The 15437-nt window shown below is 62.3% G+C and carries 16 protein-coding genes; 8 read left to right on the top strand and 8 right to left on the bottom strand.

Features of this window, described 5'->3' with window-relative positions:
- The first annotated feature begins 15 nt into the window (after positions 1-15).
- The 4 genes from AC6GQJ_RS02950 to rsmA are packed head-to-tail and all read left to right on the top strand — an operon-like array spanning position 16 to position 5251.
- Positions 16-2166: an LPS-assembly protein LptD gene (locus AC6GQJ_RS02950; RefSeq protein ID WP_500771617.1), complete on the top strand. Its 2151-nt coding sequence runs from the start codon at positions 16-18 to the stop codon at positions 2164-2166.
- Positions 2163-3410, top strand: a complete 1248-nt coding sequence (locus AC6GQJ_RS02955) for a peptidylprolyl isomerase (RefSeq protein ID WP_500771619.1) — start codon at positions 2163-2165, stop codon at positions 3408-3410. The genes AC6GQJ_RS02950 and AC6GQJ_RS02955 overlap by 4 nt, the downstream gene beginning before the upstream one ends.
- On the top strand, positions 3407-4372 hold the full coding sequence (gene pdxA / locus AC6GQJ_RS02960) for a 4-hydroxythreonine-4-phosphate dehydrogenase PdxA (RefSeq protein ID WP_500771621.1): 966 nt from the start codon (positions 3407-3409) through the stop codon (positions 4370-4372). The genes AC6GQJ_RS02955 and pdxA overlap by 4 nt, the downstream gene beginning before the upstream one ends.
- A gap of 36 nt (positions 4373-4408) precedes the next feature.
- Entirely contained in the window at positions 4409-5251 is an 843-nt protein-coding gene (gene rsmA, locus AC6GQJ_RS02965) for a 16S rRNA (adenine(1518)-N(6)/adenine(1519)-N(6))-dimethyltransferase RsmA (protein ID WP_500771623.1), read from the top strand.
- 200 nt (positions 5252-5451) lie between these two features.
- Here the strand turns inward: rsmA and AC6GQJ_RS02970 are convergent, their stop codons facing one another.
- The 3 genes from AC6GQJ_RS02970 to prfA form a co-directional block, all read right to left on the bottom strand.
- Entirely contained in the window at positions 5452-6039 is a 588-nt protein-coding gene (locus tag AC6GQJ_RS02970) for a DUF4167 domain-containing protein (RefSeq protein WP_500771625.1), read from the bottom strand.
- A gap of 202 nt (positions 6040-6241) precedes the next feature.
- Entirely contained in the window at positions 6242-7057 is an 816-nt protein-coding gene (prmC, locus tag AC6GQJ_RS02975) for a peptide chain release factor N(5)-glutamine methyltransferase (RefSeq protein ID WP_500773787.1), read from the bottom strand.
- Between the two features lie 14 nt (positions 7058-7071).
- Entirely contained in the window at positions 7072-8121 is a 1050-nt protein-coding gene (gene prfA / locus AC6GQJ_RS02980; RefSeq protein ID WP_500771627.1) for a peptide chain release factor 1, read from the bottom strand.
- Positions 8122-8182: 61 nt separating this feature from the next.
- On the opposite strand from prfA, the gene AC6GQJ_RS02985 reads away from it, so the two are divergent.
- Entirely contained in the window at positions 8183-8470 is a 288-nt protein-coding gene (locus AC6GQJ_RS02985) for a hypothetical protein (RefSeq protein ID WP_500771629.1), read from the top strand.
- Here AC6GQJ_RS02985 and AC6GQJ_RS02990 read toward each other — a convergent pair.
- The 4 genes from AC6GQJ_RS02990 to AC6GQJ_RS03005 form a co-directional block, all read right to left on the bottom strand.
- A complete protein-coding gene (locus tag AC6GQJ_RS02990) occupies positions 8411-8824 on the bottom strand; it encodes a DUF1499 domain-containing protein (RefSeq protein WP_500771631.1) in 414 nt (137 codons plus the stop codon). The two genes, AC6GQJ_RS02985 and AC6GQJ_RS02990, sit on opposite strands and share 60 nt — an antisense overlap.
- Positions 8825-8872: 48 nt before the next feature.
- Positions 8873-9820 (bottom strand): agmatinase, encoded by a 948-nt coding sequence (speB, locus tag AC6GQJ_RS02995; RefSeq protein WP_500771633.1) that lies wholly within the window; start codon positions 9818-9820, stop codon positions 8873-8875.
- Positions 9813-10778, bottom strand: a complete 966-nt coding sequence (speB, locus tag AC6GQJ_RS03000) for an agmatinase (RefSeq protein WP_500771635.1) — start codon at positions 10776-10778, stop codon at positions 9813-9815. The genes speB (AC6GQJ_RS02995) and speB (AC6GQJ_RS03000) overlap by 8 nt, the downstream gene beginning before the upstream one ends.
- 91 nt (positions 10779-10869) lie before the next feature.
- Positions 10870-12033 carry a M20 aminoacylase family protein gene (locus tag AC6GQJ_RS03005; protein WP_500771637.1) on the bottom strand — a complete coding sequence of 388 codons (1164 nt, stop codon included), beginning with the start codon at positions 12031-12033 and terminating at the stop codon, positions 10870-10872.
- Positions 12034-12097: 64 nt separating this feature from the next.
- On the opposite strand from AC6GQJ_RS03005, the gene mazG reads away from it, so the two are divergent.
- Entirely contained in the window at positions 12098-12910 is an 813-nt protein-coding gene (gene mazG, locus AC6GQJ_RS03010; protein ID WP_500771639.1) for a nucleoside triphosphate pyrophosphohydrolase, read from the top strand.
- Here the strand turns inward: mazG and AC6GQJ_RS03015 are convergent.
- On the bottom strand, positions 12907-13776 hold the full coding sequence (locus AC6GQJ_RS03015) for a hypothetical protein (protein WP_500771641.1): 870 nt from the start codon (positions 13774-13776) through the stop codon (positions 12907-12909). The genes mazG and AC6GQJ_RS03015 overlap by 4 nt on opposite strands.
- A 118-nt stretch (positions 13777-13894) precedes the next feature.
- Here AC6GQJ_RS03015 and AC6GQJ_RS03020 point away from each other — a divergent pair, with 118 nt between their 5' ends.
- The gene (locus tag AC6GQJ_RS03020) at positions 13895-14836 is read left to right on the top strand and encodes a nucleoside hydrolase (RefSeq protein ID WP_500771643.1); all 942 of its coding nucleotides are present in this window, start codon (positions 13895-13897) and stop codon (positions 14834-14836) included.
- Positions 14837-14978: 142 nt separating this feature from the next.
- Complete coding sequence (locus tag AC6GQJ_RS03025; RefSeq protein ID WP_500771645.1) at positions 14979-15428, top strand: GNAT family N-acetyltransferase; 450 nt, start codon at positions 14979-14981, stop codon at positions 15426-15428.
- Positions 15429-15437: the final 9 nt, after the last annotated feature.

The raw sequence follows: 15437 nt of genomic DNA on the forward strand, positions 1-15437 counted from the left end.
GCACAGGTTTTGACAATGTGCAGCGTTCTGGCGCTGGCCACGGTCGCGCCAGAGGTGCGCGCGCAGGTCCAGACCGAGGTCGCACCGCCCGCCGTTCTGGTTGCCGACGACATCCGCATCACCCGTGACCGCCAGTTGATCGCCACCGGCAATGTCGAGGCGTTTCAGGGCGAGGTCCGCCTGACCGCAGGGTCGATCACCTATGACCCCGATACCGGCAACCTGATCATCGGCGGCCCGATCACCATCGACGATGGCGCAGGCGTCAAGATCATCGCAGATCAGGCCGAGTTGAGCCGCGATTTGCAGAACGGTCTTCTGTCGGGTGCGCGGCTGGTGCTGAACGAACAGTTGCAACTGGCCGCTGTGCAGATGAACCGTGTGAACGGCAACTACACGCAGCTTTACAAAACCGTCGTCACCTCGTGCAAAATCTGTGCCGACGACCCGCGCCCGCCGCTGTGGCAAATCCGTGCGCAACGCATCGTGCATGATCAAGCGGCAAAGCAGCTTTACTTTGACCACGCCCAATTCCGCGTGCGCGACGTACCGATCTTCTACATCCCGCGCCTGCGCCTGCCCGATCCGACTCAGGATCGCGCCTCTGGCTTTTTGATTCCTGAAATCCGGTCGGATTCGCGGCTGGGGACAGGGGTCAAACTGCCCTATTTCATCAAGCTAGGCAATCACCGCGACCTTACGCTGACGCCTTACCTATCCAACAACACGCGCACGCTGGAGTTCCGCTATCGTCAGGCCTTTACCCGCGGACGGATCATTTTCGAAGGCGCGATGTCCGAGGACGATCTGCAACCCAATGACGCGCGCGGATACCTGTTTGGCGTCGGGCGTTTCGATCTGAACAACGACTACCGCCTGCAGTTCGATTTCGAGGCGGTGTCGGACGACGCTTATCTGAACGATTATGATTATTCCGCAAAAGACCGGCTGGAAAGCCAGATCCAGCTTAGCCGTACACAGCGCGACAGCTTTGTGCGCCTGACCTATATCAACTTCAAATCCCTGCGCGACGACGAAGATGATGACCTGCTGCCCTCGGATGTGGTCGAAGCCTTGTACGAACGCCGCTTTTTCCCCAACGCCATTGGCGGCGAAGTGCGGCTTTCCGCCCTCGCCCACGCGCATGAGCGTCGATCCAATGTCGATACCGATGCCAACCTTGACGGGGTTGTGGACGGGCGCGATGTGGCGCGGCTGAGTTTTGATGCCTCTTGGCGGCGCACCTTCACCAACGGCGGGCTGCAAACGCAGACGATGCTGGGCTTTGGCGGTGATGTGATCAAGGTCAGTGACGACGCGATCTTTCCGGCGCAGGACACCGAATTCGCCCCGATGGCGGCGATTACCTTGCGCTATCCACTGGTCAAACAGGGCGCGGATGGCGCGCGTTACATCATCGAACCAGTGGCGCAGGTGTCGTGGGTCGGCGGCGATGGCCTGACCACCCCGTTCGAGGAAAGCACACGGGTGGAATTCGACGAAGGCAACTTGTTGGCCCTGTCGCGTTTTCCTGCTTCTGACCAGCGCGAACGCGGATGGTCTGCGGCCTATGGCGCAAGTTGGTCGCGCTTTGACCCCGCGGGCTGGTCGGCCAGCATCACCGCCGCGCAGATCATTCACGAAGACGCCCAACCCGGCTTTACCGTCAGTTCGGGCCTTACAGGCACGGATTCGGATTTCCTGCTGGCCGGTGGCGTCCGGTTCGAGGGCGGATTGGCCGTGTCGGGGCGCACGCTGTTTGATGGCAATTTCGATATCACCAAGGCGGAACTGCGCGGCGCATGGAGCAATGCGCGCCTGAACCTCGCTGGTAGCTATATCTGGATCGACGAGGATCCGGCGATCAACCAGCCCGACCCGATTGGCGAAGTCACCTTTGACGGGTCGTTCCGGATCGACCGGTTCTGGACCGCCAGCCTTGATATGCGCTATGACATCGAAGAAGGGCGCGCGGCCACAGCCGGTGCCGGACTGACCTATGAAAACGAATGCGTGCGCGTCGGCCTGTCGGTCAACCGCAGCTTTGCGGACTCGACAACTATTGAGCCCTCTACCAGTCTGGGGTTAACAGTATCTCTGAGAGGGTTCGCAGCCCATACAGGCGAGCGGGTCGAGGTACGATCATGCGGAAAGCAGGCGAGATGAGCGGTAAGACACTTTTTCAACGGATCACTTTGACCTTGGCGGGCGGTATGCTGGCCTGTGCCATGGGGACAGGACACAGCGCGCAGGCGCAGAACCTGTTCGACCCCGTCGCGCAAGTGGATGAAAGCCTGATCACGGAATTCGAAGTCCAGCAGCGGATGCGGTTCATCCAGATCCTTGGCGCGCGCGGCGGGTCGCGCAGCGAGGTGATCGATGAGTTGATCCGTGACCGTCTGCGTTCGACCGCGACACAGCAGGTCGGCATCACCCTGAATGGCGAGGCGCTGCAAGCAGGCCTCAGCGAATTTGCCGCCCGTGCGAACCTGACCTCGGAAGAGTTCGTGGCCGGACTGGAAAGCGCGGGCGTTGCGCGCGAGACATTCCGCGATTTCGTCGCCACCCAGTTGATATGGCGCGACTACATCCGCGCCCGCTTTGGCGCGCGTGTGCAGATTACCGACCGCGAGGTTGACCGCGCATTGGCCGGTGCCTCGACCGGCAGCGGGATCGAGGTTCTGGTGTCCGAAATCATCATTCCCGCTCCGCCCCCACGGGCACAGCAGGTGATGGCGCAGGCCGAACAGATCGCCCAATCCGAAAGCGTTGCCGAATTTTCCAGCTATGCGCGCCGCTTCTCGGCCACCGCATCGCGGGGCAATGGCGGACGCCTGCCGTGGACCCAGCTGAGCGACCTGCCCCCGACCCTGCGCCCGCTGCTGCTGGCACTGGCCCCGGGTGAAGTGACCGCACCGCTGCCCATCCCCAATGCTGTGGCCCTGTTCCAGTTGCGCGATATTCGCGAAACCTCGGCTCCGGCGCGCAGCTATTCGGCCATTGAATACGCCGCCTATTATATCGCGGGCGGACGTAGCCCCGAGGCCTTGGGTCAGGCCCGTTCCATCGCGGCGCGCATCGACCGCTGTGACGACCTCTATGGCATTGCCAAGGGCCAGCCTGAATCGGTGCTGGACCGTGGCAGCCTGCCTCCGTCTGAAATTCCCACCGATATCGCGATGGAACTCTCCAAGCTTGATCCTGGCGAGACCTCGACCGCGCTGACCCGTTCGAACGGCGAAACCCTTGTTCTGTTGATGCTGTGCGGGCGCACCCCTGCGCTGGAAGAGGAACAGGATGTGGACCGCGATGCCGTGGCCGCCGAGTTGCGCAACCAGCGTCTGAACGCGTTCTCGGAAAACCTTCTGGAACAGTTGGCGGCCGAGGCGACGATCCGCCGCTTCGAATGACCCACGCCCCCGTTGCGATCACATGCGGGGAACCGGCTGGCGTCGGCCCCGAAATCGCAGCGTCGGCTTGGGTGGCGCTGCGCGAGCAAATCAACATGGTCTGGATCGGTGATCCGCGCCATTTGCCCGATGGCACCCCTGTTGCGCTGATTGACGACCCCGCTGCGGCGGCGGATGTCTGCGCACAGTCCCTGCCCGTACTGCGCCACGACTTTGCCGCGCCCGCGACGTCCGGCATTGCGACCCTGTCGAACGCAAATGGCGTGATCGAGGTGATCGCGCGTGCGGTCGACTTGGCGCAAAAAGGCGCGGTCAGCGCGCTGTGCACCGCACCGATCCACAAGAAAATGCTGATCGACGGGGCGGGGTTCGGCTATCCCGGCCATACGGAATACCTTGAGGCGCTGACCGGCGCGCCGCGCGCTGTTATGATGCTGGCCAGTGACCAGTTGCGCGTGGTGCCCACGACGATCCATATCGCGCTTGAGGATGTGCCGCGCCGTTTGACGCCGGACCTGCTGCGCGAAACGGTCGAGATCACGGCGCGCGCCTTGCGTGACCGGTTCCGCGTCGCCGCCCCCCGCATTGTCGTAGCGGGTCTGAACCCCCATGCGGGCGAAGGCGGTGCGATGGGGCAAGAGGAACTCGACTGGATCGCGCCACTTGTAACCGAGATGGCGGCGACGGGGCTGGATGTCACCGGACCGTGGCCCGCCGACACACTGTTTCACGCCGCCGCCCGCGCGCGATATGACGCGGCGGTGTGTATGTATCATGATCAGGCGCTGATCCCGATCAAGACGTTGGATTTCGACCGTGGTGTGAACGTCACGCTCGGCCTGCCGATTGTGCGGACCTCGCCCGATCACGGGACGGCATTCGACATTGCGGGCAAAGGGATTGCCAATCCCACCAGTATGATCGAGGCGATCAAGCTGGCCGCGTTGATGGCTGGGCAGTGACGCCTCCGGCGGGCATATTTGAGGAACAATGATGGTATGAGTGCGATTGACGATCTGCCCCCTTTGCGTGCGGTGATTGCCACCCACGGGCTGAGCGCGCGTAAGTCGCTGGGCCAGAATTTCTTGCTGGACCTGAACCTGACGGCCAAGATTGCCCGACAGGCGGGGGATCTATCCGGTACGGATGTACTTGAGATCGGGCCCGGCCCGGGAGGGTTGACGCGTGGGTTGTTGTCCGAAGGGGCGCGGCGCGTGCTGGCGATCGAGAAGGACACACGCTGTCTGCCGGCGCTGAACGAAATTGCCGCGCGCTATCCCGGGCAGTTGGAAGTGATGATTGGCGACGCGCTGGAGATTGATCCGCTGGCGCATCTGACGCCGCCCATTCGGGTGGCGGCGAACCTGCCCTATAATGTCGGGACGGAGTTGTTGGTGCGGTGGCTGACCCCACCCGAATGGCCACCGTTCTGGCAATCGCTGACCCTGATGTTCCAGCGCGAGGTGGCCGAACGTATTGTCGCCACGCCCGGTTCCAAGGCCTATGGGCGGCTGGCGGTGCTGGCGCAATGGCGGTGCGAGGCGCGCATCGCCATGTCACTGCCGCCCGAAGCGTTCACCCCCGCCCCTAAAGTGTCGAGCGCGGTGGTCCATCTGACCGCCCTGCCCGAACCGAAGTTCGAGGCGGATGCCGATGTGCTGAGCCGCGTGGTTGCCATGGCATTCAACCAGCGGCGCAAGATGCTGCGTGCCGCGTTGAAGGGGCTGAAGCCCGACATCGAAGACAGATTGCTGAGCGCGGGTATTAAACCGACAGAGCGGGCCGAACAGGTATCGCTGGAAGGGTTTTGCGCGCTGGCGCGGGCGGTGGCAGCGTCCTAACGGAGTGCTGCGAGGCCGCGCACCGTGGAGCGGTTCTGACCGCCTTCTTTCGCGCAACACCTGAAGATACGGCCAAGTGTATCGAAACGCTGCTGACCTGATGGTCAACCGGCTGGAGAAGCGCCGTGCGCGCGTCGGCCAGACGGGCACGGTCGAGGCACTGATTGGCACCTCGATCCAGATTTTGCTGTATTAGACGCTTATTCCGCCGCTTCGGGGGCGGAGCCGTTATCGGCGGATGTATCGCCCATCTCGCCTACGTCGGCCTTGGGCTTGACGCGTGGTTTACGGGTGCGCGTTGCTTTGGGCTTGGGCTTTGGCTGGCTTTCGGGTGTTTCCACAAGACCGCTGTCTTCGTCGGTCGATGCGGCATCTACATCGGGCTGCGGTGCATTGGCGGGATCGGTATCGCCTGGGTCGCCATCCTGACGCTGTGCGTTGCGTTCGCGGTCACGTTCGGCCTGACGGTCGCGTTCGGCTTGGCGTTCGCGGTTCTGGCGTTCCTGTTCCTCGCGGCGCGCGTCGATTTCGCGCTGTGCCTCGCTCAGCAGGCGCAGATAGTGTTCCGCGTGCTGCTGAAAGTTCTCGGTGGCGACACGGTCGCCGGCCAATTGGGCGTCACGCGCCAACTGGTTGTATTTGTCGATGATCTGCTGCGGCGTGCCGCGCACTTTGCCCTCGGGGCCGGAACTGTCGAAGACGCGATTGACGACATTGCCGCCACCGCCACCGTTATTGTTGCGGTTGCGACTGTTCTTGGACCGTGACCGTGATCTCGAAGATTTCATGGGGATATATTCCGCTCATTGGCGTGTCTTTTGTGATCAGCCGCGGCGCAGTTCAGCACCAGTTCACAGTATCTCGGCGATCTTGTGGATGGGACACCTACAAAAATGTACAGCCTAAAGCCGCAGTGTCTGAGGGATGAATAAGCACGGGATTGCCCTCACGACAAGAGTAAAAGGGGCAATTGGCGCATTTTTACAACGTTCAGGCCGGATTTTGCGCAATTACGACACGGTCGCGCCCGTCCATGTCTTGGAGGATGCGCACGTCGCCCCAGCCTTCGGCGGCAAATATCGCTTTGACCGCAGCGCCTTGGGTCGAGCCGAATTCACACAGCACACGCCCCAGTGGGGTGAGATAGCTGCCCGCGCTGGCAGCGATGATGCGATAGGCGGACAATCCGTCGCCTTCGTCGGTCAGGGCCATGCGCGGTTCGTGGTCGCGCAGTTCGGGCGACACCGCCGCCATCTCGCCCGCGGCCAGATAGGGCGGGTTCGACACGATCAGATCAAAACGTCCCTCGACCGGATCGAACCAGCTGCCTTGCACGATGCGCGCCCTGTCGGCGACGCCGTTCAGCACCGCGTTGCCGCTGGCTTGCAGACAGGCGGCCTCGCTTAGATCGACGCCAAGGCCAAGGGCGGCGGACTGTTCGGCCAGCAACGTGACCAGCACGCAGCCCGACCCAACGCCCAGATCAAGCACACGGGTGAAATCCTCGGACAGGGCCGCTTCGATCAGGGTTTCGGTTTCGGGGCGCGGGTCCAGCACATCGGAATTGACCTGAAAGGAACGGCCATAAAACTCACGTTTGCCGATCAGGTGGCTGACGGGGACGCGCACGGCGCGCAGCGCGATCAGGTGTTCATAGCGTTCGGCGATGTCGGGCGCGATGTCTTCGGGCGCAATCAGCGTGATACGCGCGGCATCGACCTGTGCGGCATGGGCCAGAAGGATACGCGCATCGCGGGCCGGGTCGGGCACCCCTGCTGCACGGAGGCGGGCCGTTGCGGCCACCATCGCCTGCGCGGCGGTCACGTGCCCATCTCGGCCATCTGGCGGGCCTGCGCATCGGCGATCAGCGCGTCGATCACCTCGTCCAGATCGCCCTGCATCACCTGATCCAGCTTGTATAGCGTGAGGTTGATGCGGTGATCGGTCATGCGCCCTTGCGGGAAGTTATAGGTACGAATGCGTTCGGAACGGTCCCCCGACCCCACCTGCGCCGCGCGATCCGCCGAGCGTGCGCTGTCAACGCGATTACGCTCAAGATCATAAAGCCGCGCGCGCAGCACTTGCATGGCCTTGTCGCGGTTGCGGTGCTGGGATTTTTCGCTGCTGGTCACCACCAGACCCGTGGGCAAGTGAGTGATACGCACAGCGGAATCGGTGGTGTTGACGTGTTGCCCCCCTGCCCCTGAGGATCGCATCGTGTCGATGCGGATGTCGCTGGCGGCGATCTCGATATCGACCTCTTCGGCCTCTGGCAGAACCGCGACTGTCGCCGCCGACGTATGCACCCGCCCGCCGCTTTCGGTGGTGGGCACGCGCTGCACACGGTGCACGCCGGATTCGTATTTCAAACGGGCAAAGACATTCTGGCCGGTAATATGCGCGACCACCTCTTTGATGCCGCCCAGTTCGGTGGCCTGTTCCTCGATGATATCAACGCGCCAGCCCTGCGCCTCGGCATAGCGCATATACATGCGCAGAAGATCGCTGGCGAACAGCGCCGCCTCGTCCCCGCCCGTTCCGGGACGGATTTCCAGCATCGCAGGGCGCGCATCGGCCGCATCCTTGGGCAGCAGCGCAATCTGCAACGCAGCCTCTGCATCGGGAATGGCCGCCTTGAGGCGCTGGATTTCGTCCTGCGCCAGTTCGGCCATGTCCGGATCGTCCAGCATTGCCTGCGCGTCCGCAATCCCGTCCACCAGCGCCATATAACCGTTGATCTGGTCCACCACAGGGCGCAGATCCGAATACTCTTTGGCCAGCGCCGCAATATCGCCCGAGCCGTCGGACATCGCCGCCTCAAGATACTGAAAGCGCTGTGTGATCTGAAAAAGGCGGTCCTGTGGGATCATGGGGCGGGTTTGCGCCAAGGTTTCGCTTTGGTCAAGAGGCGCGCTGTGCTAAGATTGGCAAATGAAACGTGTGTTGCTCATGTCTCTGTTGATCGCCAGCCCCGCGATGGGCGACGTGACTGCGCCCTCGGGCAAAACCATCGATTGTTACTGCACCGACAAGACCGGCAGCCGGATCGAACTGGGTCAGACGATCTGTTTGCAGGTCGACGGGCGCATGTTCATGGCGCAATGCCAGATGTCACTGAATGTGCCCATGTGGCGCGAGGTGCAAAAGGGCTGTTTGTCCTCATCCCTCGATCGCGCGGACCAGCCCCTGCAATCGTTTGGCGTTGACGCCCATATCTGAACCGCCAAAGCGCAAGCGGGCATACATTTTCAACGTCCCATCGGCATATTCGATTGTGGTGTAATCGGGAAAACCGAACAGTTTGGATCGGGTGGCATAGGTGATGCGCCCCTCCTCAAGCGATCCGGCCAGCACCTCTGTACGTTCCAGCTCTCGCATGGCAGCATCCGCCCGCACAAACGCATCCCTGTCTGCTGGCAAAACCCGCACCGCGCCACCCTTCAGATCCGCGCTTTGCTGCGCTGCAATCGGTTGGTGCCAGCGCGCCGGATCGGACGGCGCAAACCGGACATAGGCCATACCGGCCAGAACAATTAAAACTATAATACCAATGATATACACCGCGAACCTCATGCTTTTATTGCCCTACCCACAGGTGCCAGCCTTCGGGCCTGCGCCCCGTTAGCGATAGCTGACACCGGGCAGGATACACAGCATCTCGTACAGGATATTCGCCCCCGTCAGCGCCGTGTTGCCTGTCGTATCGTAAGGGGGCGACACCTCGACCAGATCACAGCCCACCACATTTAACCCGCGCAAGGCACGGATCAACTGCATCGCCTGTGGCGTCGTCAGCCCGCCAATCTCCGGCGTGCCGGTGCCAGGGGCATAGGCGGGATCAAGGCTGTCGATGTCATAGGTGATATAGGTGGGCAGATCGCCGATATCGCGCCGGATTTCGGTGCCAAGCGTGCTCAGGTCGCGCCCCCACAACTCGTGGCTCGGGAACTGCTGGAAGCCCCAGCCTGCCGCTTCGGTAAAGTCCTCGGCCGAATAGCCCGTACCGCGCAGCCCGACCTGATAGACCTTGTCGGCGCGCAGCAGCCCCTCTTCATAGGCGCGGCGGAACACGGTGCCATGGGTCTCCCGCTCGCCAAACATCTCGTCGTTCACATCCGCATGGGCGTCCACATGCACAAGGGCCACAGGCCCGTGCCGCTTGGCCATGGCGCGCAGGATCGGCAGGGTGATCGAATGATCCCCGCCAATGGCCATGGGCACAGCATCGTAGTTCAGGATCGACTGGTAACTCTCGAAAATGATCCGCAGTGAATCGGCCAGCGAGAAGGTGTTGATCGCCAGATCGCCAATATCCGCCACCTGCAGACTATCAAACGGGGCGGCACCGGTTTGCAGGTTATAAGGCCGGATCATTGCGGATTCATTGCGCACCTGTTTGGGGCCGAACCGCGTGCCCGACCGCCACGAGGTGCCAATGTCCATCGGCACGCCCAGCACGGCCACATCCAGCTTTTGCAACTCGTTCGCCGTCGGCAGCCGCATGAACGTCCCCGGCCCCGAAAACCGCGCCAAATCATTGCCGCTGATCGGTTGGTTCTTGTTACTCATCCCGCATCCTCGCCCCCAGCAAACAGCAGATTTCCACCGCCACATGCGCCCCCGCAATGGCCGTCGCGCCCGTGGTGTCAAAAGGGGGCGACACTTCGACAATGTCACCGCCCCTGATGTTGATCCCCGCAAGGGCGCGCAGCAAGGCCGCTGCCTGCGCCGAACTCAGCCCGCCCCAGACCGGTGTGCCGGTTCCGGGGGCAAAGGCAGGGTCAAGCCCGTCAATGTCAAAGCTGAGGTAACAGGGCCGGTCCCCGACGATGTCCCGCGCCCGCGCCGCCACCTCTTCTGGCCCGATGCGGTGGAATTCCGGCGCGTCGATGGTGTGAACGCCCAGATTGTCCTCGTTCGTGGTACGGATCCCGATCTGGACCGAGGTCGCCGGATCCACGATCCCCGACTTCACCGCCTTGTAGAACATCGTGCCATGATCGACGCGGTCCATGTCATCATCCGGCCAAGTGTCCGAATGCGCATCAATATGGATCAACGACATCGGCCCGAATTTCTCGGCATAGGCTTTCAGCACCGGAAACGAGATATAGTGATCCCCGCCCAGCACCACGCTCGCCGCCCCCGCCGACAGGATACCACGGACATGATCCGTCAGCGCCGCCGGAAAAGCAGGCACATTTGCATAATCAAAAGCCACATCGCCATAATCCACGATGGCGCGCTCGCTGAACACATCAAAAGGCCAGCCATAGGGCGCGTCGGGCGCTTGCAAGGCCGATGCCTCGCGGATCGCGCGCGGCCCCAACCGCGTGCCAGGCCGGTTCGTCACCGCCTGATCGAACGGCACGCCCGTCACCGCAATATCCACACCGGTCAGATCCTTGGTATAGCGGCGGCGCATAAACGATGTTGCCCCCGCAAAGGTCGCCTCAAATGACGGCCCTCGAAGGTCCGCGCGCGTGAACGCATGATCAATCTGTGTCTTGGCATCTTCAAGGGCCATAGGGTCCCCTTCTCTGTTCCAAAAAATCCCGGGGGAGGCCGCAGGCCGGGGGCAGCGCCCCCTTTGACCCGCTCGACCGCCCCGTCCGCGCTCAGGTTACTGGCTGCGCCGTCTCGACCAGACGGGCAAAGAACGACGCACCGATGGGCGCAATCTCGTCGTTGAAATCGTATTTCGCATGGTGAACGCCCGCGCCTTCGCCCTGCCCCAGCATCAGGTACGCCCCCGGACGCGCCTCCAGCATGAAGGAGAAATCCTCCGCCCCCATGACCGGTGTGATGTCGCTGTCGACCCCGTCGACGCCCGCCACCTCGGCGGCGACTTTGGCGGCAAAGCGCGCCTTGTCCGCATCGTTGATCGTGGGGGGATAGCCGAATTCGAACTCTAGCTCAGCGGTGCAGCCATAGGATGCCGCCTGCCCGTCCACGACCTGCTGCATGCGTTCGACCACCATGGCCTGCACGGCCTTGTCAAAGGTCCGCACGGTGCCGTTGATATAGGCGGTTTCGGGGATCACGTTATCGGTGGTGCCGGTGTGGATTTGCGTGGTCGAGATCACCAGACTGTTCATCGGGTTGTGGTTGCGGCTGACGATGGTTTGCAGGGCAGTGACAATGCCACAGGCCGCCACCACCGGATCGACGCTGTCATGGGGGCGCGCGGCGTGCCCGCCCTTGCCGCTTACACGGATGTGGAACGTGTCAGCAGCGGCCATAATCGGCCCCAGCGTGGTGTGGAACTTGCCAAAATCCTTGTTCGGCGCGTTGTGAATGGCGAACACCTCGGACACGTCGAAACGGTCCATCACCCCTTCCTGCACCATGACCTCGCCGCCACCGCCGTCTTCCTCGGCGGGCTGGAAAATCAGCGCGACGCGGCCCGTGAACCGGCGCGTTTCGGCCAGATATTTCGCCGCCCCCAACAGCATCGCGGTATGCCCGTCATGCCCGCACGCGTGCATCTTGCCTGGATGGGTGGAGGCATAGGGCACGCCGGTTTCCTCGGTAATCGGCAGCGCGTCGAAATCTGCCCGCAGGCCGATGGTGCGCCCGTCACCCTGCCCGTTGATGATCGCCACGATGCCCGTCTTGGCGATGCCGTCATGGATCTCATCGACGCCGATCTCCTCCAGCCGTTCCTTGATAAAGGCCGACGTCTTGGGGCAGTCAAAGGACAGTTCTGGGATCGAATGCAGATGCTGGCGCCACGCGGCCATGTCGGGGCCGAATTCGCCAATGCGATTGATGATTGCCATGGGTGGACTCCTGTGGGTGTGTCGGCTCAGATGCCAGCAAACAGCAAAACCCGAGGGGCCTGCAATGGCTGACGATTTGATAAACGACCAAACTGCCGGAATCGAGCGCCTTTTGGAGATCATGCGCCGTTTGCGTGACCCCGAAACAGGCTGTCCGTGGGACATCGAACAGACCTTTGAAACCATCGCCCCCTACACCATCGAAGAGGCATACGAGGTCGCCGACGCCATCGAACGGCAGGACTGGCCCGATCTGGAGGGCGAGTTGGGCGATCTCCTGCTGCAATCGGTCTATCACACCGCCATCGGCGAAGAGGCGGGGCATTTCACGTTCCAGTCAGTCGTGACCAACATCAGCAACAAGATGGTGGCGCGTCACCCGCATGTGTTCGGTGACGAATCCCGCGATAAATCTGCCGAACAGCAGACCCGCGACTGGGAGACCATCAAGGCGGCAGAACGCGGCGCAAAGGCACAAGGCGGCACGCTCGACGGCGTCGCGATGAACCTGCCCGCGCTGTTGCGCGCGCTCAAGCTGCAAAAACGGGCGGCACGTGTCGGTTTTGACTGGCCGGACGTGTCCCATGTGCTGGACAAGATCGTCGAAGAAGCGGGCGAACTGGTCGAGGCGCGCGATACCCTGTCCCATGACGATATGGTCGATGAAATGGGCGATTTGCTGTTCGTGATGGCCAATCTTGCCCGCCATCTCGACATCGACCCCGAAGAGGCGCTGCGCCGCACCAATACCAAGTTCACCCGCCGCTTTGCCGCCGTTGAGGCTGCTCTTGAACAGCGCGGCAAACGCCCGCAGGACAGCACGCTGGATGAAATGGACGCCCTATGGAATGACGTGAAGCGGGCCGAGAAATCCTAGCCGAAGGTAACGCCGTCCATCTGTGCGATCTGGGTGAGGTGCGCGTCGTAACGCTCTGACAATTCAACACGATCCTGATCCGAGAACGCAGCGAAACCGCGTGCCTCTTTATCATCGGCGTGTTCCGCAATCACCGCTTTCCATGCAGGGCGCGGCAGGCTTTTTCCGTCGGCATAGGCTTTTTGCAACGCAAAAAGGGCTGTGTCCGTCGCACTCAGGTTCACTGTCTGGGCAGGCTCGGTCAGCCCGTCCAGTTCTTGGCCCACCAGCCGCTGAACCAGTGACACGCTGGTGCCCCGCTGCGCATAGGGCAGCACGGTCATCGTCTCGGGGCGCAATTCATCGCGCAACACCTGAACCAGCGCGGGCCAGCCGCGATCCATGCCCATAAATGCATCACGCAGCGCCTCGAAAGGTGGCACGGCATTATCCTCGGCCCGCTTGCGATAGCCGGACACATACAGCCCCTCATATGGGCGCACCACCAGCAGCACATGGGCAATCGGCCCCGCCCACGCACCGCGCAACGCCTCGCATCGCGCTTTGGCCATGGGGTAAAATTTACCCTTCATAAAATGAAACATCCGGCCGGGAATATTCTCTTCGGACAGGATCAAGGGTTTGTTATTTGCGCTATTTTCCAATGTCTTGCGGGCCTTATTTAACACGCCCTCGTCCGCCTTGGCCCCGATCTTTCCCGGCAGTCGCAGCGCCAGTTTGCCCGTCGGAATGCCGTCACGCCCCGGATAGGCCAGCGCATATCCCGCCTGTTCCAGCGCGTCGCGGTTGTCATGCAGGCACATCTGGAACGAGGATGTGCCGGTGCGGTGCGCGCCCGCGTGAAGGAAAAGAGGCATCGGTGTCATAAAAAACCCTTATGCCGCGCACCTTACAGGGCGCAAGGATTTGCGCATCTTCGTCGCGCTTTCTGGACAAGGGGTGCCAAAGCAGCCACGGTGCGCAAAAATCTGAAAGGACAAGAGCATGGCAGCGCGCAAAATCATCATCGACACCGATCCCGGACAGGATGACGCTGTGGCAATCCTGCTGGCACTGGCCAGCCCCGAAGACGTCGAGGTTCTGGGCATCACTGCTGTGGCGGGCAATGTACCACTGGACCTCACGTCGAAAAACGCACGCATTATCTGCGAGTTGGCGGGCAAGGTTGATGTCCCTGTTTTCGAGGGCTGCGACCGCCCCATGGGCCGCGAACTGGTCACAGCCGAACATGTGCATGGCAAGACCGGCCTTGATGGCCCCGACCTGCCCGACCCCGAAATGCCGGTGCAGGACGCCCACGCGGTCGACTTCATCATCGACACCGTGCGCAACCGTGACAACGGCACCATCACGTTGTGCCCGCTCGGGCCGCTGACCAACATTGCCACCGCGCTGGAAAAAGCACCCGACATCGCCGACCGAATCCAGCAGATCGTGCTGATGGGGGGTGCCTATTTCGAAGTGGGCAACATCACGCCTGCGGCAGAATTCAACATCTACGTCGACCCGCAAGCCGCTGATATCGTGTTTAAAAGCGGCGTTGATATCGTCGTGATGCCGCTGGATGTCACACACAAGGCGCTGGTCACCAAGGAACGCAACGATGCCTTCCGCGACCTTGGCACGCCGGTCGGTGTCGCCGTGGCGCAGATGACCGACTTCTTTGAACGCTTTGACAAAGAAAAGTACGGCTCCAACGGGGCGCCGCTGCATGATCCCTGCGTCACCGCCTACCTGATCCGGCCCGACCTGTTCTCGGGGCGTCATATCAATGTCGAGATCGAGACGTCCTCGGAACTCACCCTTGGCATGACCGTTGCCGACTGGTGGGGTGTGACCGACCGCGCCCCGAACGCGACCTTTATCGGGGATGTGGACGCCGACGGCTTCTTTGCCCTCCTGACCGAGCGTTTGGGCAGGCTGTGATGCGCCCGTTTGCGACAGGGTACTGCGCGAAAGCGTGCCATCGGGCCCACTCGCACCGCTTTGCGCGGTTGCGGGACGGGGCCGGCTCTGTCACAGACCATGCGCGTGCCACGGCACAGTTACCTGCACCGGAGCACCCCGAATGAGCGCCGCCCTCACCCTCGCCACCACCGACCACCTTGACCGTCTGCTGACCCTCGTGGCCGCCTTTCAGGCCGAGATTGGGATTTCCATGACGGACGAGGCCCGCGATGCAGCGGTGCGCCCGCTGCTCGAAGGCTGCCCGCACGGGGTTGCCTATTTGATCGGGCCGCCACGTGCGCCCATCGGCTATATCATCATCAGCTTTGGCTGGTCGGTCGAATTCGGTGGCATGGACGGCTTTGTCGACGAACTCTTTGTGCGGCCCGGTGTGCGCGGACGCGGTGTCGCGGGCGAGGTTCTGATCTCCCTGCCCCGCGCCCTTGCCGGTGTCGGCCTCAAGGCGTTGCATCTTGAAGTGGCCACCGAAAACACGTCCGCACAGCGTCTCTACAAGCGCGCTGGCTTTGCCCTGCGCGACGGCTATCACCTGATGACCCGCCGCTTCTAGGAATTTGCG

The sequence above is a fragment of the Tateyamaria sp. 7Alg 36 genome (genome assembly GCF_059882455.1).

Excerpts from the sequence above, each read along its gene's own strand:
- prmC (WP_500773787.1), bottom strand. The coding sequence starts at position 7,057 with ATGGTGGCCGCAACGGCCCGCCTCCGTGCAGCAGGGGTGCCCGACCCG.
- AC6GQJ_RS02970 (WP_500771625.1), bottom strand. The coding sequence starts at position 6,039 with ATGAAATCTTCGAGATCACGGTCACGGTCCAAGAACAGTCGCAACCGC.
- rsmA (WP_500771623.1), top strand. The coding sequence starts at position 4,409 with ATGAGTGCGATTGACGATCTGCCCCCTTTGCGTGCGGTGATTGCCACC.
- prfA (WP_500771627.1), bottom strand. The coding sequence starts at position 8,121 with ATGATCCCACAGGACCGCCTTTTTCAGATCACACAGCGCTTTCAGTAT.
- AC6GQJ_RS03005 (WP_500771637.1), bottom strand. The coding sequence starts at position 12,033 with ATGGCAATCATCAATCGCATTGGCGAATTCGGCCCCGACATGGCCGCG.
- AC6GQJ_RS02955 (WP_500771619.1), top strand. The coding sequence starts at position 2,163 with ATGAGCGGTAAGACACTTTTTCAACGGATCACTTTGACCTTGGCGGGC.
- AC6GQJ_RS02985 (WP_500771629.1), top strand. The coding sequence starts at position 8,183 with ATGAAACGTGTGTTGCTCATGTCTCTGTTGATCGCCAGCCCCGCGATG.
- AC6GQJ_RS02950 (WP_500771617.1), top strand. The coding sequence starts at position 16 with ATGTGCAGCGTTCTGGCGCTGGCCACGGTCGCGCCAGAGGTGCGCGCG.
- speB (WP_500771633.1), bottom strand. The coding sequence starts at position 9,820 with ATGAGTAACAAGAACCAACCGATCAGCGGCAATGATTTGGCGCGGTTT.
- AC6GQJ_RS02990 (WP_500771631.1), bottom strand. The coding sequence starts at position 8,824 with ATGAGGTTCGCGGTGTATATCATTGGTATTATAGTTTTAATTGTTCTG.
- AC6GQJ_RS03020 (WP_500771643.1), top strand. The coding sequence starts at position 13,895 with ATGGCAGCGCGCAAAATCATCATCGACACCGATCCCGGACAGGATGAC.
- pdxA (WP_500771621.1), top strand. The coding sequence starts at position 3,407 with ATGACCCACGCCCCCGTTGCGATCACATGCGGGGAACCGGCTGGCGTC.
- mazG (WP_500771639.1), top strand. The coding sequence starts at position 12,098 with ATGGCTGACGATTTGATAAACGACCAAACTGCCGGAATCGAGCGCCTT.
- AC6GQJ_RS03025 (WP_500771645.1), top strand. The coding sequence starts at position 14,979 with ATGAGCGCCGCCCTCACCCTCGCCACCACCGACCACCTTGACCGTCTG.
- AC6GQJ_RS03015 (WP_500771641.1), bottom strand. The coding sequence starts at position 13,776 with ATGACACCGATGCCTCTTTTCCTTCACGCGGGCGCGCACCGCACCGGC.
- speB (WP_500771635.1), bottom strand. The coding sequence starts at position 10,778 with ATGGCCCTTGAAGATGCCAAGACACAGATTGATCATGCGTTCACGCGC.